Annotated in this window: 20 protein-coding genes; 9 read left to right on the top strand and 11 right to left on the bottom strand. The window is 58.8% G+C overall.

The window, feature by feature from the left end:
* Positions 1–134: 134 nt before the first annotated feature.
* Complete coding sequence (locus tag FB593_RS01120; protein WP_112292216.1) at positions 135–3953, top strand: vitamin B12-dependent ribonucleotide reductase; 3819 nt, start codon at positions 135–137, stop codon at positions 3951–3953.
* 209 nt (positions 3954–4162) lie between these two features.
* Positions 4163–5515 carry an SIR2 family NAD-dependent protein deacylase gene (locus tag FB593_RS01115; protein ID WP_121556647.1) on the top strand — a complete coding sequence of 451 codons (1353 nt, stop codon included), beginning with the start codon at positions 4163–4165 and terminating at the stop codon, positions 5513–5515.
* Positions 5516–5615: 100 nt separating this feature from the next.
* Here FB593_RS01115 and FB593_RS01110 read toward each other — a convergent pair whose 3' ends face one another.
* Positions 5616–6941 carry an Nramp family divalent metal transporter gene (locus tag FB593_RS01110; RefSeq protein WP_013636297.1) on the bottom strand — a complete coding sequence of 442 codons (1326 nt, stop codon included), beginning with the start codon at positions 6939–6941 and terminating at the stop codon, positions 5616–5618.
* A gap of 398 nt (positions 6942–7339) precedes the next feature.
* Here FB593_RS01110 and FB593_RS01105 point away from each other — a divergent pair, with 398 nt between their 5' ends.
* Complete coding sequence (locus tag FB593_RS01105) at positions 7340–7564, top strand: hypothetical protein (RefSeq protein ID WP_013636298.1); 225 nt, start codon at positions 7340–7342, stop codon at positions 7562–7564.
* 22 nt (positions 7565–7586) lie between these two features.
* Here the strand turns inward: FB593_RS01105 and FB593_RS01100 are convergent, their stop codons facing one another.
* Positions 7587–9320, bottom strand: coding sequence for an ABC transporter ATP-binding protein (locus FB593_RS01100; RefSeq protein ID WP_112292218.1), 1734 nt, complete (start codon positions 9318–9320; stop codon positions 7587–7589).
* Between the two features lie 229 nt (positions 9321–9549).
* Here FB593_RS01100 and FB593_RS01095 point away from each other — a divergent pair, with 229 nt between their 5' ends.
* Positions 9550–10788, top strand: coding sequence for an AI-2E family transporter (locus tag FB593_RS01095; protein ID WP_145166266.1), 1239 nt, complete (start codon positions 9550–9552; stop codon positions 10786–10788).
* A gap of 154 nt (positions 10789–10942) precedes the next feature.
* Here the strand turns inward: FB593_RS01095 and FB593_RS01090 are convergent, their stop codons facing one another.
* A complete protein-coding gene (locus tag FB593_RS01090) occupies positions 10943–11398 on the bottom strand; it encodes a GNAT family N-acetyltransferase (protein WP_112682301.1) in 456 nt (151 codons plus the stop codon).
* A 107-nt stretch (positions 11399–11505) separates the two neighbouring features.
* On the opposite strand from FB593_RS01090, the gene FB593_RS01085 reads away from it, so the two are divergent.
* The gene (locus FB593_RS01085) at positions 11506–11940 is read left to right on the top strand and encodes a hypothetical protein (protein ID WP_003515657.1); all 435 of its coding nucleotides are present in this window, start codon (positions 11506–11508) and stop codon (positions 11938–11940) included.
* Between the two features lie 3 nt (positions 11941–11943).
* Here FB593_RS01085 and FB593_RS01080 read toward each other — a convergent pair whose 3' ends face one another.
* The 3 genes from FB593_RS01080 to FB593_RS01070 all read right to left on the bottom strand — a co-directional run bounded on the left by FB593_RS01080 (position 11944) and on the right by FB593_RS01070 (position 14400).
* The gene (locus FB593_RS01080; protein ID WP_112402228.1) at positions 11944–13098 is read right to left on the bottom strand and encodes a DUF2336 domain-containing protein; all 1155 of its coding nucleotides are present in this window, start codon (positions 13096–13098) and stop codon (positions 11944–11946) included.
* Positions 13099–13207: 109 nt separating this feature from the next.
* Entirely contained in the window at positions 13208–13819 is a 612-nt protein-coding gene (locus tag FB593_RS01075; RefSeq protein WP_112682299.1) for a flavin reductase family protein, read from the bottom strand.
* Positions 13819–14400, bottom strand: a complete 582-nt coding sequence (locus tag FB593_RS01070) for a nitroreductase (protein WP_080798367.1) — start codon at positions 14398–14400, stop codon at positions 13819–13821. The genes FB593_RS01075 and FB593_RS01070 overlap by 1 nt, the downstream gene beginning before the upstream one ends.
* Positions 14401–14510: 110 nt before the next feature.
* Here FB593_RS01070 and FB593_RS01065 point away from each other — a divergent pair, with 110 nt between their 5' ends.
* Positions 14511–15491, top strand: coding sequence for a hypothetical protein (locus FB593_RS01065; protein WP_003515664.1), 981 nt, complete (start codon positions 14511–14513; stop codon positions 15489–15491).
* Positions 15492–15548: 57 nt separating this feature from the next.
* Here FB593_RS01065 and thrS read toward each other — a convergent pair whose 3' ends face one another.
* From thrS to FB593_RS01045, 4 genes are all read right to left on the bottom strand, one after another.
* A complete protein-coding gene (thrS, locus tag FB593_RS01060; RefSeq protein WP_145166265.1) occupies positions 15549–17552 on the bottom strand; it encodes a threonine--tRNA ligase in 2004 nt (667 codons plus the stop codon).
* Positions 17553–17683: 131 nt separating this feature from the next.
* Complete coding sequence (locus tag FB593_RS01055; protein ID WP_112292223.1) at positions 17684–18205, bottom strand: DUF1697 domain-containing protein; 522 nt, start codon at positions 18203–18205, stop codon at positions 17684–17686.
* Positions 18202–18561, bottom strand: coding sequence for a membrane protein insertion efficiency factor YidD (gene yidD, locus FB593_RS01050; RefSeq protein WP_111790292.1), 360 nt, complete (start codon positions 18559–18561; stop codon positions 18202–18204). The genes FB593_RS01055 and yidD overlap by 4 nt, the downstream gene beginning before the upstream one ends.
* Before the next feature lie 3 nt (positions 18562–18564).
* A complete protein-coding gene (locus FB593_RS01045; protein WP_025593674.1) occupies positions 18565–19011 on the bottom strand; it encodes an iron-sulfur cluster assembly scaffold protein in 447 nt (148 codons plus the stop codon).
* Positions 19012–19294: 283 nt separating this feature from the next.
* Here FB593_RS01045 and folE point away from each other — a divergent pair, with 283 nt between their 5' ends.
* The 3 genes from folE (at position 19295) to FB593_RS01030 (ending at position 21426) form a co-directional block, all read left to right on the top strand.
* Positions 19295–19921, top strand: coding sequence for a GTP cyclohydrolase I FolE (folE, locus tag FB593_RS01040; protein WP_003515674.1), 627 nt, complete (start codon positions 19295–19297; stop codon positions 19919–19921).
* Between the two features lie 27 nt (positions 19922–19948).
* Positions 19949–20401, top strand: a complete 453-nt coding sequence (gene hisI / locus FB593_RS01035) for a phosphoribosyl-AMP cyclohydrolase (RefSeq protein WP_013636306.1) — start codon at positions 19949–19951, stop codon at positions 20399–20401.
* Positions 20402–20499: 98 nt separating this feature from the next.
* Positions 20500–21426, top strand: coding sequence for a patatin-like phospholipase family protein (locus FB593_RS01030; protein ID WP_038491283.1), 927 nt, complete (start codon positions 20500–20502; stop codon positions 21424–21426).
* Positions 21427–21562: 136 nt separating this feature from the next.
* Here FB593_RS01030 and FB593_RS01025 read toward each other — a convergent pair whose 3' ends face one another.
* Positions 21563–21997, bottom strand: a complete 435-nt coding sequence (locus tag FB593_RS01025) for a CBS domain-containing protein (RefSeq protein WP_003515681.1) — start codon at positions 21995–21997, stop codon at positions 21563–21565.
* Positions 21998–22068: the final 71 nt, after the last annotated feature.

Raw genomic sequence — 22068 nt, 5'->3', positions numbered from 1 at the left:
CGAGATACAGGGATCACATCCAAGGATGAATATCCCTTACAGATCGGCAAAAACCGGCTGCGCGCATAGTTCGCACGGCTGGAACGAATTTTTGCGCCCTTTGCCGGGCGCCCAATGGACGAGGACACGAAACCATGCGCATCGAACGCCGCTTCACGAAGCCCGGCCAATCGTCTTATGCGGAAATCGAATTCCGCAAGGCCGTCAGTGAAATCAAGAACCCGGACGGTTCCATCGTGTTCCGTCTGGCGGATATCGACGTTCCCGCGCAGTTCAGCCAGGTCGCGACCGACGTTCTGGCGCAGAAATACTTCCGCAAGGCCGGCGTGCCGAAGGTGCTTAAGAAGGTTGAGGAAAACGATGTTCCTTCCTTCCTGTGGCGTTCGGTTGCCGATGAGAAGGCCATGAAGGACCTCCCCGAGGGTGAGCGTTATGGCTCCGAAACCGATGCGCGTCAGGTTTTCGACCGCCTGGCCGGCACCTGGACCTACTGGGGCTGGAAGGGCAAATATTTCTCCACCGAGGAAGACGCACTCGCCTTCCGCGACGAGCTTGCCTATATGCTGGCGACCCAGCGTGTAGCCCCCAACAGCCCGCAGTGGTTCAACACCGGCCTGCACTGGGCCTATGGCATCGACGGCCCGGGCCAGGGCCACTTCTACGTCGACCCCTTCACCGGCAAGCTGACCAAGTCCAAGTCCTCTTACGAACATCCGCAGCCGCATGCCTGCTTCATCCAGTCTGTCGAAGACGATCTGGTCAACGAAGGCGGCATCATGGACCTGTGGGTGCGTGAAGCGCGCCTGTTCAAATACGGTTCCGGCACCGGCTCCAACTTCTCCTACCTGCGCGGCGAAGGCGAAAAGCTTTCCGGCGGCGGCAAGTCCTCCGGCCTGATGAGCTTCCTCAAGATCGGCGACCGGGCAGCCGGCGCGATCAAGTCCGGCGGCACCACCCGCCGTGCGGCCAAGATGGTCGTCGTTGATGCCGACCATCCCGATATTGAAGCCTATATCGACTGGAAGGTGAACGAGGAGCAGAAGGTTGCCGCTCTCGTCACCGGTTCCAAGATCGTTGCCAAGCATCTCAAGGCAATCATGAAGGCCTGCGTCAATTGCGAGGCAGATAACGGCGATTGCTTCGACCCGGCCAAGAACCCTGCCCTGAAGCGCGAAATCCGCGCTGCCAAGAAGGACATGGTGCCGGAAAATTACGTCAAGCGCGTCATCCAGTTCGCGCAGCAGGGTTACAAGGACATCCAGTTCAAAACCTACGACACGGATTGGGATTCCGAAGCCTACCTCACGGTTTCAGGCCAGAATTCCAACAACTCCGTATCGCTGAAGGATGACTTCCTGCGCGCTGTTGAAAACGACGGTGACTGGAACCTGACCGCCCGCAAGGACGGCAAGGTCATGAAGACGCTTAAAGCCCGTGATCTCTGGGAAAAGATCTCCCACGCCGCCTGGGCATCGGCCGACCCCGGCCTGCACTTCAACACCACCATGAACGACTGGCACACCTCGCCGGCCGAAGGCCCGATCCGTGCTTCCAACCCGTGCTCGGAATATATGTTCCTCGACGACACGGCCTGCAACCTTGCTTCGCTGAACCTGCTTCAGTTCAAGGATCAGGCAACGAAGCGCATCGACATCGCCGATTACGAACATGCGGTTCGCCTGTGGACCGTCGTTCTCGAAGTCTCGGTCATGATGGCGCAGTTCCCCTCGCGCCAGATTGCCGAACGCTCCTACGAATACCGCACGCTCGGCCTCGGTTACGCCAATATCGGCGGCCTGCTGATGTCCTCGGGCATTCCCTATGACAGCGACGAAGGCCGCGCCATCGCCGGTGCGCTGACCGCCATCATGACCGGCGTTTCCTATGCCACCTCGGCTGAAATGGCCGGCGAGCTTGGCCCCTTCCCGGGCTTCGCGCCGAACCGCGACAACATGCTGCGCGTCATCCGCAACCACCGCCGCGCCGCCCATGGCCTTTCCTACGGTTATGAAGGCCTGTCGGTGAACCCGGTTGCCCTCATCCATTCCGATTGCACGGATCAGGACCTTGTCGCCCACGCTACCGCCGCCTGGGACAAGGCGCTGGAGCTTGGCGAAAAGCACGGCTACCGCAACGCCCAGACCACCGTTATCGCGCCGACAGGTACGATCGGCCTTGTGATGGATTGCGACACGACCGGCATCGAGCCGGACTTCGCGCTGGTGAAATTCAAGAAGCTCGCCGGCGGCGGCTACTTCAAGATCATCAACCGCGCCGTGCCGGAATCCCTGCGTTCGCTCGGTTATTCGGAAAGCCAGATCGCCGAAATCGAAGCCTATGCCGTTGGCCACGGCAATCTCAACCAGGCACCTGCGATCAATCCCTCGACGCTGAAGGCCAAGGGCTTCACCGATGAGAAGATCGAAGCCGTCAACGGCGCGCTGAAAAGCGCCTTCGACATCAAGTTCGTCTTCAACCAGTGGACGCTGGGCGCCGATTTCCTCAAGGGCACGCTCAAGGTTTCCGACGAGCAGTTGTCCGACATGAGCTTCAACCTGCTGGAGCACCTCGGCTTCAGCAAAAAGGACATCGAAGCGGCCAACGTGCACGTCTGCGGTGCGATGACACTGGAAGGCGCACCGTTCCTCAAGAACGAGCACTTGGCCGTATTCGATTGCGCCAACCCCTGCGGCAAGATCGGCAAGCGTTATCTCTCGGTCGAATCGCATATCCGCATGATGGCGGCAGCACAGCCGTTCATTTCGGGTGCGATCTCCAAGACGATCAACATGCCGAATGATGCAACCGTGGAAGATTGCGGCGCAGCCTACATGCTGTCGTGGAAGCTGGCGCTCAAGGCCAACGCCCTTTACCGCGATGGCTCCAAGCTTTCCCAGCCGCTCAACGCTTCGCTGGTGGAAGATGAGGACGACGAAGACTTCGTTGAAGAACTGATCCAGCAGCCGCTCGCCCAGCAGGCCGTGACGATCACCGAAAAGATCGTCGAGCGCGTCATCGAGCGGGTATCGCGCGAGCGTGAAAAGCTGCCGAACCGCCGTCAGGGTTACACCCAGAAGGCAACGGTCGGCGGTCACAAGGTCTATCTGCGCACCGGCGAATTCGGTGACGGCCGCATCGGCGAAATCTTCATCGACATGCACAAGGAAGGCGCTGCCTTCCGTGCGATGATGAACAACTTCGCCATCGCCATTTCGCTTGGCCTGCAATATGGCGTGCCGCTGGAAGAATATGTGGAGGCCTTCACCTTCACCAAGTTCGAGCCGGCCGGCATGGTGCAGGGCAACGACGCGATCAAGAACGCCACGTCGATCCTCGACTACGTGTTCCGCGAACTCGCCGTATCCTATCTCGGCCGCCACGACCTCGCTCATGTCGATACGTCTGACTTCTCCAATACGGCACTCGGCAAGGGCATCCAGGAAGGCAAGACCAATCTGCTCTCCACCGGCTGGACACGCGGTTACAAGCCGACGCTGGTTTCCAACAACGAAGGCGAACGTGCTGCTTCCGAACCTAAGGGTTCGGCAACGGCAGCCCCCGCCCGCGCCTCGGCCAACGTCACTTCCTTTGCAGGCTCAGCCGCCCGCAAGCTGGAACCGACAGTCGCGATCTCCACCTCGGAAATCGTCTCCTTCAAGCGCGATTATGAAGAACGCGCCAAGGAACTGGCGGAAGAGATTGCCGAAGAGGTAATCGACGACGTGGTCCAGGAAGCCAAGCAGACCGCCACCGCCCTCTTCTCCGACAAGGCCGCCGCTGACGCGGCATCGGCCAAGGCGGAAGCCAAGAAGAAGGAAAACGAACGCCGCATGCGCTCGATCGCGCAAGGCTATACCGGCAACATGTGCTCGGAATGCCAGAACTTCACGATGGTGCGCAACGGCACCTGCGAGAAGTGCGATACTTGCGGTGCGACGAGCGGTTGCAGCTGAGTAGCCTGAGATAGTTTTTGCTGTAGTATCTACTATCAAAACCAACTTTCAGGCGTTGAAAGACGCCTGGAAGTTTTAGCTAGAAAGATAGACCAATAAGGCCCGCGATCCCGCCAAATTTGGTTGTATAAATACACCCTTCTCCTTCAACGTTAGATTGACTCGGATATACTTCAGTGGCGGTATATCGAGTATAGGGAGAATGATTCATGGAGCAGGAAGTATCCTATCAACTAAAAGCAGACGCAGCGATCCGCGATTTGCTGCTTGAGTTTGAATGCCAGCCAATCTTGTTTGTCGGAAGTGGTATACCGCGTCGCTTTTTTGGAGCGCCTAACTGGGCTGAGTTGCTAAAGGCAATGTTCGCCAAGCTACCGGCAGGAGTAGACGCCTATGAGTACAACAGGCAAAAATACGATGACGACATGGTGGAGATTGGCACCGTGCTGGCAGAAATGGCCTTTGAATGGGCTTGGAAAGAGGGAAGGAATTATTTTCCGCCGGAGTACTTTTCATCAAAGGTGAATAAGGATGCTTTTCTTAAGCATCTTGTCTGTGAATACATCGCGAACAGCACGCCACAACTGTCAGACATTACCGATGATCAACGCTCGAAAGAGATTGCGGCATTCGCCGAAATCAAACCACATGCCATTATTACAACCAACTACGACATGTTTCTTGAACAAGTTTTTGATGGATACGAACCCATTAGTGGCCAGACCATCCTCCGATACAATACAAATAGTTTTGGTGAAATATTCCACATCCACGGTGATGTCTCAAACGCCAAATCAATTGTGTTGACGAAAGCCGATTATGAGGAGTGGGCGGAAAAGAAGAAGTATGTTTCCGCAAAGCTTTTAACCTACTTTGCAGAACATCCTGTATTCATCATTGGATACGGCCTTGGTGATCCAAACGTAAAGTCTATCCTACGTGACATTGGAGAACTGGTTGCAGATGACGACGGGCTTATACCGAACGTCTATCAAGTAATTTGGCGGCCCGATCAGATGGAAAAGCATCCGCCAGATCAGGCCGTATTTGGTGTTGATGGAAAGGAATTCCGGATTCGAGCAATCCACACGAATGATTTCCGCTGGATTTTTGACGCCCTAAAGAGTCAGTCAGCACTTAAATCAATCAATCCCAAACTCGTTCGTGCGCTTGCCGCAAGAACGATGAAGCTTGTTCGCCACGACATCCCATCCGGTGCGGTTGAGGTTAATTATGAAACATTAGAGAAGGTCGCTGACGAGAAAGACTTCCTGCCAACACTCCTAGGCATTACCGTCGTTGACAACCCTAACCAGTCGCACCCACTCACTATCACGCAACTTGCTCATCGACTTGGGTTGCCGCATTGGCAGCCTCTCAACAAGCTGATCCACAAGATCAAGCTGGAAAAAGGTGTCGATCTCAGGTCGAGCGACAACCGTTATCACTGCCGCATTAAAACTGGCACCAAGGCATCGAGCATGGCCAGAAAGTGGTCACACGAGGCAGTGAATTTATTCAAGAAGGTGCTCGCTGATCAAGAATACGAGGTAACGGCCTAATCAGATCGCTCATCAGCCGGCCCCTGCTCCAAATGTTATCGCCGCCATCTATCCTGCAGGAACGGCGGCCGCACTTCAAAAAGGCGCGGCCTGACGCGCCTCACCCCACAAAATCAAACAGCAGCTTCACATTCAGCGCCGCAATTACCACTGCGATAAGCCATGCAAACGCCGAGAGCCATCGCGGGGCGCACAGTTCGCCCATCTTGGCGCGGTCGGCGGTGAACATGACCAGCGGGAAGACGGCGAAGGAAAGTTGCAGGCTTAAGACCACCTGCGTCAGTATCAGCAGTTGAGACGTGCCGCTTTCGCCGAAGGCGATGGTGACGCCGGCGGCGGGGATGATGGCGATGCCTCGGGTGATGAGGCGGCGCAGCCACGGGGCAAGCCGCATCTTGAGGAAGCCCTCCATCACGATCTGACCCGCAAGCGTTGCCGTAACGGTGGAATTGATGCCGCAGCACAAAAGCGCCACCCCGAACAGCGTCGGCGCAATCGCAAGGCCGAGCAGCGGCGCGAGCAGACTATGCGCTTCACCCAGTTCGGCAACATTCGTCTGACCCGTTTTGTTGAAGGTCGCCGCTGCGAGGATGAGGATCGCGGCATTGATGACGAGAGCAAACGTCAGGGCGATGGTTGAATCGAGTGTCGCGAATTTGAGCGCCTCGCGTTTTTCGGCCAGCGTCTCGCCGATGGCGCGCGTCTGCACGATCCCTGAATGCAGATAGAGATTATGCGGCATCACCGTCGCGCCCAGAATGCCAAGCGCCAGATAGAGCATCTCGGGGTTAGTGACGATCTCCGTCGTCGGCGCAAAACCACGAATCACCTGGCTCCAGTCGGGATCGGCCAGCGCCAGCTGAATGGCGAAACACACCGCGATGACGCCGAGAAGCGTGATGACAAGCGCCTCCACCCAGCGGAAGCCAAGCCTTTGCAGATAAAGGATCAGGAACACGTCGAGCGCCGTGATGAGGACGCCAAGTTCGAGCGGAATGCCGAAAATCAGGTTGAGACCGATCGCCGTGCCGATGACCTCGGCAATATCGGTCGCAATGATTGCGATTTCGGCCAGCAGCCACAGCACCATCGCCACCGGTTTCGGATAGGCATCGCGACAGGCCTGCGCCAGATCGCGCCCGGAAGCAATCGCCAGACGGGCACAGAGCGCCTGTAGAACGACGGCCATGATGTTCGATATCAGCGCCACCGTCAGTAGCGTGTAGCCAAACTTGGAACCGCCGGCGAGCGACGTTGCCCAGTTGCCGGGGTCCATGTAACCGACCGCGACGAGATATCCTGGTCCGAAGAACGCCATCGCCCGGCGAAACGTACCGGCATTCGGGCTTATCTTGATCGAGCTGTGAACGTCGGACAGCGAGAGATCGTCGCCATTCCGCCGCCATCCAAAGACAGGCTTGTCCATCTTGCGAACTTTCAAATGGAAATTGAATTAATGCAATTGCAAATCATTCGCATAAAAGGGTGTGAACTGGCAAGCGGAGTTTCGAAGCTGTGTGCCGGCGCGAGAGGTCGCAGTAACATTCGGCCTGAACGCAACCATCGGCGCAGCGCGTCATGGATTTAGTGAAATGAGCCCCCTCCTCCGTCATTCCAGCGTTAAGCCGGAAGCCAGCAAGCCAAAGTCTCTGGGCTGAAAAGACTCTTCTACGCGGCGTAGTAGCCAGTAAACAACGGGGACCCATGGCCAGTCCTACCGCGAAACCTCACGGCGTTGTCATCGCCTCTGCCCCGCCATTGCGGAACAGCCGCGTGCATGCCCGCGTTTATCTGTCACGAAGCAACAATAGTCCGGGGAAGTTCATGCGAGACGGCAATAAATTCAGCGTGGCGAACCAGCCTTACCGGTGGCCGAAATATATCATGGCGCAGCGAAGGCCGCGCGACTGGCTGATGACCATCAGCGGCGTGGTGCTGCTGGTCATCGTCGCCGCCGCTGTCGCCATGGGTTATCTCGTCACCAGCCATCCCGGCAAGCCCGAGCCGAATACCGGCATCATCGAGGAAAACGCAGCGGAGAACGCCTGATATGCGGCGCAAGATGCGCCACTTAGCTCAGACCCTGAAGATGCCCGCTGAACTGCGCCTCATGCAGGCGGCTATAATGGCCCTTGGCGGCCAGAAGCTCGGCATGGGCGCCCGTTTCGGCAATACCCGTCTGGTCTACCACAACGATGCGTGACGCATCGCGGATCGTTGCCAGCCGGTGGGCGATGACGAGCGTTGTGCGGCCCTTGGCAAGCTCCGTCAGCGATTGCTGGATGGCCCGCTCGGTTTCGGTATCCAGCGCCGAGGTCGCCTCGTCGAGAATGAGGATAGGCGGGTTCTTGAGGAACATGCGGGCAATGGCAAGACGCTGTTTCTGACCACCGGAAAGTTTCACGCCACGCTCACCGATGACGGTGTCGAGCCCCATCGGCATCGCTTCGATGACGCCATCGAGCCGGGCACGCCGCGCCGCATCCATGATTTCGACATCGGAAGCGCCGAGCCGGCCATATTCGATATTCTCGCGGATCGTGCCGCCAAACAGGAACACATCCTGCTGCACGATTCCTATCTGGTTGCGCAGCGAGGCAAGCTTCATCTTGCGGATATCGATGCCGTCAATGGTGATCGAACCGCTGGTGACATCATAAAAGCGCGGCAGCAGAGAGCAAAGCGTCGTTTTGCCGGCCCCCGAAGGCCCGACGAAGGCCACCGTCTCGCCCGCATTGATCTTCAGGTCGATATTGTCGAGAACCTGCTTGCCCTCGGCATAACCGAAACCGACATGGCGATATTCAATGGCGCCGGAAAGCGCCGGTGCCTCGATCGCATCCGGTGCGTCGGTGATATCCGGCGCCGTGTCCAGAAGCTCGGTAAAGCGGCGAAAACCAGCAATGCCCTTCGGATAGGTCTCGATGACCGAGTTGATCTTCTCCACCGGGCGGAAAAACACGCCGACCAGAAGCAGGAAGCCAACGAAGCCGCCTTCCGTCAGGCCGCCATGCAGCACGAACCAGGCGCCGCAGATCATCACGATCATCTGCGTCAGCCGCATGCTCATGTAGCTGAGCGAAGTGCTGGCCGCCATGATCTTGTAGGCATCCAGCTTCGTGCGGCGGTATTTCTGGTTGTCCTTCTCAAACAGCGCGCGTTCGTGGTCCTCATTGGCAAAGGCCTGCACCACCCGCATGCCACCGACATTTTCCTCGATACGGGCGTTGAAATCGCCTACCCGACCATAGAGCGCGCGAAAGTTCTGCGTCATTCGGCCACCGTAACGGCTCGTCACCCAGGCGGTGACAGGCACGACGGCGGCGGTGACGAGCGCCAGCGGCACATTGACCGACAGCATCAGCAGGAATGCGCCAATGAAGGTCATGATGGCGATGAACAGATCCTCGGGGCCGTGATGGGCCACCTCACCGATCTCTTCCAGGTCCTTCGTCAGCCGGCCAACCAGATGACCGGTCTTCTGGTTGTCGAAATAGCGGAAGGAGAGCTTCTGCAGGTGGTCAAAAGCAAGCCGCCGCATGTCGGTCTCGATATTGATGCCGAGCATATGTCCCCAATAGGTGACGGTCGCCATCAGACCCGTATTCAGGACATAGATGACGAGAAGCCCGAGCGATGCGGCGAGGATGATGCCCCATTCGCCACCCGGCAGCAGCACGTCCACAAAGGCCTTCACCGCCATCGGAAAGCCGAGTTCGAGCACGCCCGACAGAACCGCGCAGGAAAAATCGAGAATGAACAGACCGCGATAGGGACGGTAATAGGCGAAGAAACGGCGCAGCATGGCGTGACCTGAAGAGCGGGCGCGGCAAGCGGAGGCCGCAATAAAAACGGAGTTCAATTGTCATATTTCAATGCGCGCGCCAAGACCGATGTTCTATTTTTACCAAAATCGTTCAATAGGCTGAGCGATAAACACACAACGGTAATGTGATACGGCTATATTGCACTTATATGTATTGGTGTGACAGAGTGAATGCACCCTTCGGGGAGAATGCGAGAAAGAGCCTGCCGTGAGTAATATTGACAGCCGTAAGCCCAGTGGCGAACCGAGATGGCTTGGTCCTGCAAGCCCGACGCGGATCGCTCTGATCCCGCCAATATCGGCTGCGCGCTGGCTGCTGGTTCTCGTCGCCCTTGCGGGCATCTACTTCTTCCACGGCTTTCTCGTTCCGGTTCTGGCGGCCCTTGTCATCGGCTTCGCCAGCTGGCCGGTCTATACGCGGCTTCTGCGGCAGGTGGGCGGCAACACCACGCTCGGCGCCTCCATCGCCATCATCCTCATCCTCACCTTCCTCGTGGTGCCTATCTTCATCGCCGCTTCCTATACGGCCAGCGAAATCCGCGAATGGTTCGGCTGGGCGGTGCATGTCAACAAGGTGGGCGCACCCGTGCCAGACTGGATCGCGGCGCTCCCCGGCGTAGGCTCCTGGCTCGGCGAGCAGTGGGTGAAATATATCGGCACACCGGGTGCGATCGGCGAAGTGATCCAGCTCGTCAGCGGTGCCAATATCGGCAATATCTACCGGGCGATCCTCGCCGCGGGCAACGGCGCGTTCCACCTCGTGCTGACCCTGCTGTTCATGTTGATTGCGCTGTTCTTTGTCTATCGCAACGGTGCCGGCTTCTCCCATCAGGTCGATCTTGTGGGGGAACGCATCCTGCCGACGCGGTGGGAGCGCATTTCCCGCGTCGTGCCAGCCACCATCAGCTCCACCGTCACGGGCATGACGTTGATCGCCATCGGCGAAGGCATAATCCTCGGCATCGCCTACTGGATTGCCGGCGTCCCCTCGCCCGTCACACTCGGCGTGCTCACCGGTGTCATGGCGCTCATCCCGGGCGGCGCGCCGCTCTCTTTCACTCTCGTATCGATCTATCTGGTCGCCAGCGGCTCTCCCGCTTATGGCCTGGGGCTATTCATCTGGGGTTCGGTAGAGCTTTTCATCGTCGACAAGACCATCCGTCCGAAACTCGTTGGCGGCCCGATCAAGCTGCCTTTCCTGCCGACCTTTTTCGGCCTCGTCGGCGGCGTCAAGACCATGGGCTTCCTCGGCCTCTTCATCGGCCCGGTGCTGACGGCGCTGCTGGTGGCAATCTGGCGGGAATGGGTGCGTGAAGTGGAAATCTCCACTGGCGCCACCGTCGACGTTCCGCCGACCCCTACAGCTGAAAATGACCCGCTCGACGACATCGTTGCGCGTGAAGAGGATAGCAACGAAGCGACGGCGTTCCGAAAAGCAGCGTCTTAAACCTCGTCTTCGTTATGCTCGGGCCTGTCCCTGGCATCTGCAACCCAACGATGTTACCAGACGTCGGCAGATCCCCGGCACGAGGCCGAGGATGACATCGCCAAGGGCGGCATCGAGTGTTCTGCAAAGCGCGCCGATAGCGCCCGCCTCACCTTTAAAGCGTCTTCTCCATGAACAGGCTGAGCGGGTCCGGCTTATAGGGCGCAAACGCCTCAATCTCGACAAACCCCGCCTTGCGGTAAAGACCGATCGCCTCCGGCTGGCTGATGCCGGTTTCAAGCCGGATGGCCGTAAGCCCTAGCTCGGCGCCGCGCGCAATGAGCGTATCCATGATCAGCTTGCCGATCCGCAATCCCCTCGCCTCCGGATCGACGAACATGCGCTTGACCTCCGCCGTACCGTCACCCGCCTCCACCAGCGCGCCGCAGCCAACGACGCGGCCACCATGCCGCGCCACGAAAAAGGAGACATTGTCCTTTTCCAGCTGGCCGATATCGACCAGATGATTGCTTTCGGCGGGATAAAGCGACGCCATATAGACGTTAGACAGATCGATAAGGCGCAGAACCGCTTCCTGCCGGGGTGTTTCAAGCTTGATTTCGGGGGCCAATGCGATGCCTGCTTTCTCTCAAAAAAATGCGTATTTCGTCGTAATGTCACTGCAATCGGGATAGATGAGTTTCTAGAGCATAATTCCCGACAGAGGCAACACACACCATGAAAACAGCCCTCGTTCTCATGACCTTCCTAGGCTGTGACGACACCGCCACCGATTGCCATTACCTCGCCACCTCGCAGCAGCGCTGGACGAGCATCGAACTATGCGACGCCGTGTCGGAGAAAGAGCTGGAACGTTTCGCAAATGCGTCCTACCCGGTCGTGGTGGCCGTGTGCCAGACACCGGGGGAGCAGACGCCCCAGACTGCGGGCAACGCGCCCGCAACGCAGCCTCCCGCCGCCACGGCCCCGGCCGGAACAGAGGAGCCACCGGCACAGGTCACGCAAAAGGAAGAAGAGAGCCTGACAAAACAGGCGATCAGCCGCGTCAGCCGCATCCTGCCTTCCACTGAAGGCGTGAAGCACCTGCTCGGAACGCCGGTCAGAATGGTGGAAAACAGCTATTCGTGGATTGCCAAGCGGTTCGAGAAGTAAGCCTCAGGCCGCCTCTACCGTCAGCGCTTCCGCATAGTGCCGCGCTTTCTGCCGTTCCTCGGCAATGGTCAGTTTACGCACGGCGTGCAAGAGTTCGAAAAGCGTTTCGGAACCATCGACGTTGCGGAAATGCGCAAGCAGTTCGGCCGATACAGAGGCTGCGGCCTGCGACAGATGCGATCGGGCGGCACGGCGCCACATCAGCGTCGCCTCAATGAAGACATCAACGACATCGCCCAAAAGACCGACGGACTGGAACAGCGCCTTCAGCGCGTGCGGCCGTCCGGTCGCCAGAATGGCGCGCACCTTGCGGTCGTCGAGACCTGAGAGATTGACCATCGCCGCCGTGAAAAACTCCAGCCTGCCCGAACAGACGGCATGGATGAGAAGCGCCGGTGTCAGTTCCAGCCTTTGCCGCAGATGCTCCACCAGCGCCGGCAACTCCGGCGACGCAACATTGGCGGCAATGAGGATGGTGGCGGAATCTTCCGCATCGCGGAAAATACTGTCGGCGCGGTTGCGCGCGATCAGGGCATGAACCAGCGCCGAACCTGCCAGGGCCTCGCTGACGCGCGCCATCAGAAGATGGCGGGTATCGGCGGGCAGCACCTCTCGGCACAGCAGCAGGTCGCGAATGTCGGCGTTGCAGCCATGCCGCTCGGCAATGCGGCGCAGCGAAAACGGTGTGATGAAGGCGTCGTCGTTCTCTAGAAGGATCATCGTTTCCGGCAGATCACCGACTTCGGCAAGTGCTGCGCAGACACCGCGCGGCAGGCCCCGCCTTGCCGCAATGAAGGCGCGTGTCAGGCTTTCGCCGCGCCCGGCGAGATCGACCAGATCGGCCTCGCCAAGAACCGGCGAGCGGGCAATCACGGTGCAGGCAATCTCCGGCTGGTCTTCGGCAAGCGAAACGAGAATGGCGCGCGGCGCATCGGGATCATCCGCCAGCGCCTCGGCAAGTGCCAGCCGCACGCGCGGAGAAGGGTCGTCAAGAAGATAGGTCATCGCCATATAGGCGGCGTCACGGTTCTCCCGCGCCATGTCTGAATGCAGATAGGCACGGCCAAGCGCATTGGCGGCCTTCGCCCGCTCGGTCGATCCAGCCTTTTCAGACCAGCGAAGAAATGCCTGTACGATCACCTGAGCCTCGAAACACATTCGCAACAATGGACGACGGCATCATTGCCGCCGCCATGTATAAAACTCTAGGCGCAAATAGTTTACGTTTGGTTCACCATAAAATTTAACAGTTGCCGGCGAAGAAGTTCTACGGCGCAGTAGACGGACGCTTTAACTGAAACACGTCGCTGCCGCCGTCGCAGTAGTCCATGTAACCCATACGGGCCACCGGACGTGCCAGTCCCATATCGATGCGACCATCACGAATGATCGTATCGTTGATGTGAATAGCCATGACCTGCCCTATCACCATCCACGAGTCCGCCGGCGTGCCGTCGATGTCCTTCAGCTGGATGATCTCGGTCACGCGGCATTCCAGAACGGCCAGCGCCTCCCCCACGAAAGGCGCATCCACCACCCGCCCGTCAACGGCAGTCAGACCGGCAAGCCGGAACTCGTCGACATCATAGTTCACCGGCGCGGAAGACGCGTTCATCCGGTCGACGAGGTGGCGGCTGACGAGGTTGGCAGTGAAGACACCGGTCTCCTCGACATTGCGAAGGCTATCCTTGCGCCCGCTGGAGGAAAACATCACCAGCTTCGGCCGGTCCGAAATCGCGTTGAAAAACGAATAGGGCGACAGGTTAAAAGAGCCGTCCCGGCCTTTAGAACCAATCCAGCCGATCGGCCGGGGCGCGACGATAGCCTTGAACGGATCATGCGGCAGGCCGTGCTGGTTGGTGTCGGTAGTGTAGAACATCAGACATCCCCAACCCAGGTTACCACATCCGCAAGCTCCGGCCGTGGCCGCTCCACAAGCGGGAATGTCGTTGAGCCGATATGAATATATCCGGCGACCTTCTCGTCTGCGGTAATCCCCAGTTCCGACAGGAAGGCCGGGTCGAAGGCAAGCCATTCCGTCAGCCAGTTCGCCGCATAACCATTGGCGTTGGCGGCGAAGATGAGATTGAGGCACACCGCACCGGCGGACATGATCTGTTCCCATTCCGGAATCTTGAAATGCGGCTTGGCGGTGCTGATGACGGCGATGACGACGGGAGCGCGCGTGAAGCGGGTGCGCTCCGCGTCCTGCTGCTGCAGGTCCAGTTCCGGGTTCTTCTCAAGCGCGATCCGGAGCGCTTCTTCCCCGAGACGCACGCGGTCTTCGCCGCGATAAACGATGAAGCGCCATGGCGCCAGTTTGCCATGGTCAGGCACGCGCACGGCAAGACGCAGGATTTCCTCGATTTCCGCTTTCGATGGACCCGGCTCGGAAAGTTGCAGGGCGGGGGTGGAGCGGCGAACCTTGAGATAGTCGAGGAGCTTGATGTCACTTGTCATAATCAAAATTCTTCCATTGTGCTGTCATCGCGAAATTATGGGCCTTGAAATAGCCACGGCATTGGTTTTGAAGTGATGCGGGAAAATCAAGAAGTCAATCGGTATCGAAAATGTCGGCAATCAAAATCGCGGCACGTCTGGCCATTGCGTTCGCCGCGATCGGCGTTTTATCACAGGCAGCCTTTTCGCAAGACGCTTTCAAGGACTTCAAGCAGCTTGGCGGCACGCCTAAAATGCCGAAACTCAATGCGTTCACCGCTCCTACCGCCCCGAATGCCCCCGCAAGCACCGCCCGTGATATCGACATGGAAGCGAAACTGACGAGTGAAGGCGAAGCGGTGAAGGAAGGCCTTTCCTGGCGCGTCTTCAGCCCCATTCCGGGCGCTGACGGCAAATTGCCGATGCTGGCAAGCTCCGAGGGTGGTTCGGCGCAGTTCCATCTGGTACCCGGCGAATATTTCGTCAACGTTGCCTTCGGGCGCGCAGGTGTTACCAAGAAACTCAATGTTCCGAGCTCCGGTAATGTCCAGAAACAGGTGCTGATTCTCGATGCTGGCGGTTTCGTTCTGAATGCGATCGCGGGTTCCGACAAACAGATCTCCGCTAACCAGCTCAAGTTTTCCGTCTATTCCTCCGACGCCCGACCGGATGGCGAGCGCGGCCTTGTCATGGCCGACATCAAGCCCAACACCGTCGTTCGCCTCAATGCCGGCACCTATCATGTCGTTTCCGAATACGGCAACGTCAATGCGGTGGTGCGCGCCGATATTCAGGTGGAGGCAGGCAAGCTGACCGAAGCGACCCTGCAGCATCAGGCGGCACAGATCACGCTCAAGCTCGTCTCCGAACAGGGCGGCGAAGCCATTGCCGATACGGCTTGGTCGGTGCTGAACGGCGGCGGCGACGTTGTGAACGAAAGCGTCAGCGCCTTTTCGACCATGGTTCTGGCGGAAGGCGAATATACCGCAATGGCCCGCAACAAGGACAAGGTCTACCAGCGCAACTTCAAGGTCACGTCCGGCCGGGACGCCGATGTGGAAGTGCTGATGAAGGATCAGGCGCCGGAAGACATGACCGGCGATTTCGAATAGGCGTCAATACCCTCAGCCAGTAACGAAAACGGCCCCCGAAGGGGCCGTTGTTTTTTGTCACGCAACCTGCTTCTTCGCCGCAAGCTTGCGCTTCACATCCGGCGGCGTCGCCTCTTCCACGAGGCTTGTAATCGCGTCTTCGAGCGACATCGGCGTCTGGTTCTGGGAACCAAGACGGCGGATGTTGACAGTGCGCTCTTCCGCTTCCTTGCGTCCGCAGACGATGATGACCGGCACCTTGGTCACCGAGTGCTCGCGGACCTTGTAGTTGATCTTCTCGTTGCGGAAGTCGGTTTCGACAGCCATGCCCGCCTCGCGCAGTGCTTCGGCAACCTCGCGGCCATAATCGTCCGCATCCGAGGTGATCGTCGCGACCACGACCTGAAGCGGCGCGAACCACAACGGCATGTGACCGGCAAAGTTCTCGATCAGGATACCAAGGAAGCGCTCCATCGAGCCGCAGATGGCGCGATGGATCATCACCGGCTGCGTCTTTTCGGAGTTCTGGTCGATATAGAATGCGCCGAAACGTTCCGGCAGGTTGAAGTCCACCTGCGTCGTGCCGCACTGCCATTCACGACCGATGGCATCCTTCAGCGTATATTCGAACTTTGGCCCGTAGAAAGCGCCCTCGCCCGGCAGAATGCCGGTCTTGATGCGGCCGCCGGACTGTTCCTCGATGGTCTTCAGAACCTCCATCATGACGCTTTCGGCACGGTCCCAGAGATCGTCGGAACCGACACGCTTTTCCGGGCGGGTCGAAAGCTTGACGACGATCTCGCTGAAACCGAAATCCTCATAGACCGAGAGGATCAGGTCGTTGATGCGCAGGCATTCCGCAGCCATCTGCTCTTCCGTGCAGAAGACATGCGCATCGTCCTGCGTGAAGCCGCGAACGCGCATCAGGCCATGCAGTGCACCTGAAGCCTCGTAGCGATGGACATTGCCAAATTCAGCAAGGCGAACGGGCATTTCGCGGTAAGACTTCAAGCCATGCTTGAAGATCTGCACGTGGCCGGGGCAGTTCATCGGCTTCAAGGCAAAGACGCGCTGGTCCGCATCCTCGTCATCGGGATGGGTAAAGGCATGGGCGGATTTCACCGCGAACATGTTTTCCTGATACCAACCCCAGTGACCGGAGGTTTCCCACAACGACTTGTCCAGCACCTGCGGCGCGTTGACTTCCTGATAGGTATTGGCAAGCCGACGGCGCATATAGGCCGTCAGCGTCTGGAACATGCGCCAGCCCTTGCCGTGCCAGAAGACCACGCCCGGACCTTCTTCCTGGAAATGGAACAGGTCCATTTCCCGGCCAAGACGGCGGTGGTCGCGCTTTTCGGCTTCGGCCAGAACGTGCAGGTAATTGTCCAGCTCTTCCTGGGTCGCCCAGGCGGTGCCGTAGATGCGCGACAGCATCGCATTGTTGCTGTCACCACGCCAATAGGCGCCGGCTACCTTCATCAGCTTGAAGGCCGTACCGACCTGACCCGTGGACGCCATATGCGGGCCGCGGCAAAGATCGAACCAGTCGCCCTGATAATAGATCTTTAGATCCTGACCTTCGGGAATGGCATCGACCAGCTCGACCTTGTAGTTTTCGCCCTTTGCGGCAAACACTTCCTTGGCCTTCTCGCGCGACCAGACTTCGCGGGTAAACGGCTTGTTGCGCTGAATGATCTCCTTCATCCGCTTTTCGATCTTCGGCAGATCTTCCGGCGTAAAAGGTTCGTTCTTGGCAAAGTCGTAATAGAAGCCGTTCTCGATGACAGGGCCGATCGTCACCTGCGTGCCGGGCCACAACTCCTGCACGGCCTCGGCCATGACGTGGGCGGCATCGTGGCGGATGAGTTCCAGCGCGCGGCTGTCTTCACGCGTGACGATTTCTATCTTGCCATCGGTGATTGCCTCGGACAAATCGCGCACGGTGCCATCAAGCGCAATGGCGACAGCCTTCTTCGCAAGCGATTTGGAGATGGATTCGGCGACCTCGCGGCCGGCCGTGCCGGCGGGATAGCTGCGTACGGAACCATCGGGAAATGTAAGGGAAACGGTTTGTGACATCGTCGAATGCTCCTGATCCAGTCCCGCCAACGAATGCGGGTGGTGTTGGAATAAAAAGAACGCCCTCTTTCGCAGATGGGCAGGCAGGCTGATAAAGAATTTTCCCGTTCCAGTCAAAGGTGAACGGCGGCTCAGCGAAGCATTTCGGCGATTCCATTGACGGTATTGGCGTTGCGGGTCGTGCCGATGCCGAGCTTCTTCGTGGTCAGCGCAGAGAGAAGCCGGCTTTCGCTTGGCTTGCCGCAAAAGTCGATCCACAGGTCACCGCCGACAATGGCGATCTTTTCCTTCTGGCGGTACTTCTCCAAGAGTCCAAGATAATCCCCGGCAAGCGGCTTGCGCATCACCCTTACGCAGACATCCGGTGGATTGCCATCCGGAAACGGGTTTGTGGCAGTCAGGGCAAGCCAATCAGGCGCTGAGCGAACGAGAATATCGACGTGTTTGCCGAACCGTTTTTCAAAGGCGCGCTCCAACGCATCCTCGATTTCGCAGACAGGCGCCTCCGGTGCACGGAAGACCAGATTTCCGGTCGCAACCAGCGTCCTGCATTCCTCAAAGCCCAGATCCTGCGCCATTTCACGCAGATCGGCCATGATGAGCCGCTTGCCCGCCCCGAGCACGATGCTGTGCAGAAGAGCGACATAGGTCATCGATGCAGCATCCAATAGCGCCAGGGCGTCCACCAGTGCTTGTCATCGGCCAGCGTTTCCGGCACAGGGTCCAGCCCGCTGGTGCCGCCCGGACCGCAACGCGCGACGCGAAACAGCGTCATCCACCCGCCCGGCCAAAGTCCGTGGCGGGCGATCGCCTCATAGCCATATTCGGAGCAGGTAGGAATGTGGCGGCAGGAATTGCCGACGAAACCCGACAAAGTCAGCTGATAGAGCCGGATGAAGCCAACGCCGAAAAGACGGCCTGGGGTCTTCGCAAACACTCCCCCCCAGTTGCGGGATCGCCCGACCTTATCCCCCGTCTTCTGATGTCCGCAGTCCGGTTCACCGCACATCGCCTAACCCGCAGCGTTCAGAACCGGCCGGGCTTCGATCTGGTCGAGAGCATCGACCACCGCTTCGAAGGTCAGCATGGTCGAGGCGTGGCGTGCCTTGAAATCCCGGACGGGTGAAAGCACCCGCATATCCTCGAAACGGCCTGTCGGCCCCTCGCCGCCCTGTTTCAGCATGGCAAGCATGTCTTCCCGCGCCTGCCGGATCTCACCGCTGGAAGCGCCGACGACATGATGCGCCATGATCGAGGCGGATGCCTGGCCGAGCGCGCACGCGCGAACCTCATGTGAAAAAGCCGTGACGATGCCGCCTTCCACCTTCAGATAGACCTTGAGTTTGGAGCCGCACAGCCGCGAGTGTTTTTCAGCGCTGGCATCTGCATCATCAAGCACGCCGGTCAGCGGAATATTTCCGGCAAATTCCAGAATTCGGTTGTTGTAGATATCGTCCATCATCAGGTATCCGGCGTTCAAGAATGCCCAAAAACGGGACAGGATATATTTTTCAAACACAGCGTTTGTCGCAGTGGAGCTTTCCTGCCCTTCATTCCCATTATATGCTAACGAGCTTTCTGGACATCAAGCCGATATGAAATTAACGGCTCCGATACCGAAATATCAGCATCGGCCTTGCCAAAATGCTGTAAAACAACCAGATAGCAGCAACGGTGGACGAAGTCCCCGCTACGAAAAACAAAGTTCAGGTGCGGCCTTGACCCGCATCGGGAGAGACGGAATGGATGCGATCGTGAAGAATTTCCCCGGCGCTGGCGCAAAACCCGATGTGGCAGAGGCTCGCCCAAGCCAGACGGAAGCGGAAGAAGCAGTGCGCGTTCTTCTGCGCTGGGCAGGAGAAAATCCCGCCCGCGAAGGACTTCTGGACACGCCGAAGCGCGTTGCCAAGGCCTATCGCGAACTCTTCGCCGGTTACGAGCTGAACGTCCAGGACGTTCTCGGCACGACCTTCGAGGAAGTTGGCGGTTATGACGATGTGGTGCTGGTGCGCGACATCCCCTTCTTCTCCCATTGCGAACACCACATGGTTCCGATCGTCGGCAAGGCGCATGTCGCCTATCTTCCGGCCGGGCGCGTGCTCGGCCTGTCGAAGATCGCCCGCGTCGTCGAAATCTTTGGCCGCCGCCTGCAGACGCAGGAAAACATGACCGCGCAGATCGCAAGATCCATCGAGGAAACTCTGAAGCCCCGCGGCGTGGCCGTCATGATCGACGCCGAACATATGTGCATGTCCATGCGCGGCGTAAACAAGCAGGGGTCCACGACCCTCACCACCAGCTTCACCGGCACCTTCAAGAACGACCCGGCGGAGCAGGTGCGCTTTATGACCATGGTGCGGAACCGCTAACGGTTCCGCTTTTCCCCCGGGGTAGCAATGTCCATTTCGTTTCCGTCCGCGCCTGCGGACAAGGAAGTGCTTGAAAATTCAGGTCTCTTCTCACCGAAATTCGATGCCCACGGCCTTGTCACCGCCGTGGTCACCGATGCGCGTGATGGTGAATTGCTGATGGTCGCCCATATGAATGCGCAAGCCCTGTCGCTGACGCTGGAAACGGGCATCGCCCACTATTACAGCCGCTCGCGCGACAAGATCTGGAAAAAGGGCGAAACCTCCGGCAACCTGCAAACCGTGAAGGAATTCCGCACCGATTGCGATCAGGACGCCGTATGGCTGAAGGTCTCCGTCGCAGGTCATGACGCAACCTGCCATACCGGCCGCCGCTCCTGCTTCTACCGCACGGTCGAGTTGGCCGATGGCAATGCCGTCACCAGAATCACCGACGATACCCGCCATTTCGACCCGGCGACTACCTATTCTGGCACGTGAACGGCCACCTTCCATCCGCCGCACCAATTTGCTACCAATAATTCAGGATTCGGGGAGGAACAGACCGGGTCCTGGGAGCAGGCAGGGAGTGTACGGTCATGTTGGGCTGGGGAAGCAATCGTCACAATGCTCTTGCGGCTGGCAACACCGAAACAATCGTCAACGAGATCGTTGATACTCGCCGGATTGCGCTTGCGCTCGGCGGTGGTGCTGCGCGCGGCTGGGCCCATATCGGCGTCCTGAGGGCACTAGACGAGGCCGGGGTTAAGATCGGCATGATTGCCGGAACCTCGATAGGCGCGCTGGTCGGCGGTTGTTATCTCGCCGGAAAGCTCGATGAGCTGGAGGAATTTGCCCGTTCGCTGACAATGCGGCGCATTGCCGGCCTGCTCGATCTGACGATCGGCGGCGGCGGTCTCTTCGGCGGCATGCGGCTGACTAAGCGCATGCAGGAGCATCTCGAAGGCTTGCGCGTCGAAAACCTCGAGCACCCTTTCATCGCCGTCGCCACGGAATTGCGCACCGGCCACGAGGTCTGGATTCACCAGGGCGACCTCGTCACCGCACTGCGCTCATCCTATGCGTTGCCGGGCATTTTCGAGCCCGTGCAATGCAACGGCCGCACCCTGATCGACGGCGCTCTCGTCAACCCCGTGCCGGTTTCGGTCTGCAGGGCCTATGAGCAGGCGCTCGTCGTCGCCGTCAATCTCAATTACGATCTGTTCGGCCGCTCTGCCGTGGTCAAACATTCCTCTTCGCCCCCGAATGGCGCAGCACCTTCCCTGGAAGGTCCGCCGCGCCCCGGCCTGCCTGGCGTCATGGTGCAGGCCTTCAATATCATTCAGGACCGGATTTCGCGCTCGCGTCTGGCGGGCGACCCGCCCGACCTCATGCTGCATCCCCGTATCAACGATATCGGCCTGTCAGAATTCCATCGCGCCAGCGAAGCCATCGACAGGGGATACGAGGAAACACGCGCCCGCGTTCCCGAGCTGGAGCGCATGCAGCAGGCGTTCCGACGCTAACCTACACTACAAATATACGTGCTGAGCATTCCAGCTGGCGGTAGCCGCAGCCTCCTAGGCCGTCATTCCTGCGCGTGTCACAGGAATGACGGAGTCGTTTCGAAATGACTATTGCGGACGCGCCGGAAACGAAACCTCATCCGGCGATATAGGCCTTGATATGTTCGGCTTCCGCCTCGATCTCGCCGATCCGCGCCTTTACCACGTCACCGATGGAGATGATGCCGGCAAGACGACCGTCGTCCTCAACCGGAATATGGCGGAACCGCCCTCCGGTCATGATTTCCATCAATTCGTCGGTGGTGGAATTGTGATGACAGCGGATGACGTTCTTGGTCATGGCCACCGAAACGGATTGCAGAAGGGAGGCAGCGCCCTCGCCTGCCACGACCTTCACCAGATCGCGTTCCGTGAAAATACCGAGAACGACGCCGTCGGCATCGGTCACGACGAGTGCACCGATCTTGTGCGCATTCAGCGTTGCTGCCGCCTCGCCGATGCTTACGCTCGGTCCCACAGTCACGACATTCCGGCCCTTGCGGTCGAGAAGATCTTTTACGAATGTTGCCATGCCTTCCTCCTCCTGTCAGCAATCTGCAACGCGGCGAAGTCTCTCCGCGGTTGCAAATCATGGAACATGGT

This window comes from Rhizobium sp. SJZ105 (genome assembly GCF_007828365.1).
Classification (GTDB): Bacteria; Pseudomonadota; Alphaproteobacteria; order Rhizobiales; family Rhizobiaceae; genus Agrobacterium; species Agrobacterium tumefaciens.
Note: the sequence above shows the minus strand (reverse complement) of the source record. Positions and strands in the feature narration are given on the sequence as shown.

What these genes read in the sequence shown, in the direction of transcription:
- FB593_RS01120 (WP_112292216.1), top strand. Translation starts at nt 135, where the DNA reads ATGCGCATCGAACGCCGCTTCACGAAGCCCGGCCAATCGTCTTATGCG.
- FB593_RS01115 (WP_121556647.1), top strand. Translation starts at nt 4,163, where the DNA reads ATGGAGCAGGAAGTATCCTATCAACTAAAAGCAGACGCAGCGATCCGC.
- FB593_RS01110 (WP_013636297.1), bottom strand. Translation starts at nt 6,941, where the DNA reads ATGGACAAGCCTGTCTTTGGATGGCGGCGGAATGGCGACGATCTCTCG.
- FB593_RS01105 (WP_013636298.1), top strand. Translation starts at nt 7,340, where the DNA reads ATGCGAGACGGCAATAAATTCAGCGTGGCGAACCAGCCTTACCGGTGG.
- FB593_RS01100 (WP_112292218.1), bottom strand. Translation starts at nt 9,320, where the DNA reads ATGCTGCGCCGTTTCTTCGCCTATTACCGTCCCTATCGCGGTCTGTTC.
- FB593_RS01085 (WP_003515657.1), top strand. Translation starts at nt 11,506, where the DNA reads ATGAAAACAGCCCTCGTTCTCATGACCTTCCTAGGCTGTGACGACACC.
- FB593_RS01080 (WP_112402228.1), bottom strand. Translation starts at nt 13,098, where the DNA reads ATGTGTTTCGAGGCTCAGGTGATCGTACAGGCATTTCTTCGCTGGTCT.
- FB593_RS01075 (WP_112682299.1), bottom strand. Translation starts at nt 13,819, where the DNA reads ATGTTCTACACTACCGACACCAACCAGCACGGCCTGCCGCATGATCCG.
- FB593_RS01070 (WP_080798367.1), bottom strand. Translation starts at nt 14,400, where the DNA reads ATGACAAGTGACATCAAGCTCCTCGACTATCTCAAGGTTCGCCGCTCC.
- FB593_RS01065 (WP_003515664.1), top strand. Translation starts at nt 14,511, where the DNA reads ATGTCGGCAATCAAAATCGCGGCACGTCTGGCCATTGCGTTCGCCGCG.
- thrS (WP_145166265.1), bottom strand. Translation starts at nt 17,552, where the DNA reads ATGTCACAAACCGTTTCCCTTACATTTCCCGATGGTTCCGTACGCAGC.
- FB593_RS01055 (WP_112292223.1), bottom strand. Translation starts at nt 18,205, where the DNA reads ATGACCTATGTCGCTCTTCTGCACAGCATCGTGCTCGGGGCGGGCAAG.
- yidD (WP_111790292.1), bottom strand. Translation starts at nt 18,561, where the DNA reads ATGTGCGGTGAACCGGACTGCGGACATCAGAAGACGGGGGATAAGGTC.
- FB593_RS01045 (WP_025593674.1), bottom strand. Translation starts at nt 19,011, where the DNA reads ATGGACGATATCTACAACAACCGAATTCTGGAATTTGCCGGAAATATT.
- folE (WP_003515674.1), top strand. Translation starts at nt 19,295, where the DNA reads ATGGATGCGATCGTGAAGAATTTCCCCGGCGCTGGCGCAAAACCCGAT.
- hisI (WP_013636306.1), top strand. Translation starts at nt 19,949, where the DNA reads ATGTCCATTTCGTTTCCGTCCGCGCCTGCGGACAAGGAAGTGCTTGAA.
- FB593_RS01030 (WP_038491283.1), top strand. Translation starts at nt 20,500, where the DNA reads ATGTTGGGCTGGGGAAGCAATCGTCACAATGCTCTTGCGGCTGGCAAC.
- FB593_RS01025 (WP_003515681.1), bottom strand. Translation starts at nt 21,997, where the DNA reads ATGGCAACATTCGTAAAAGATCTTCTCGACCGCAAGGGCCGGAATGTC.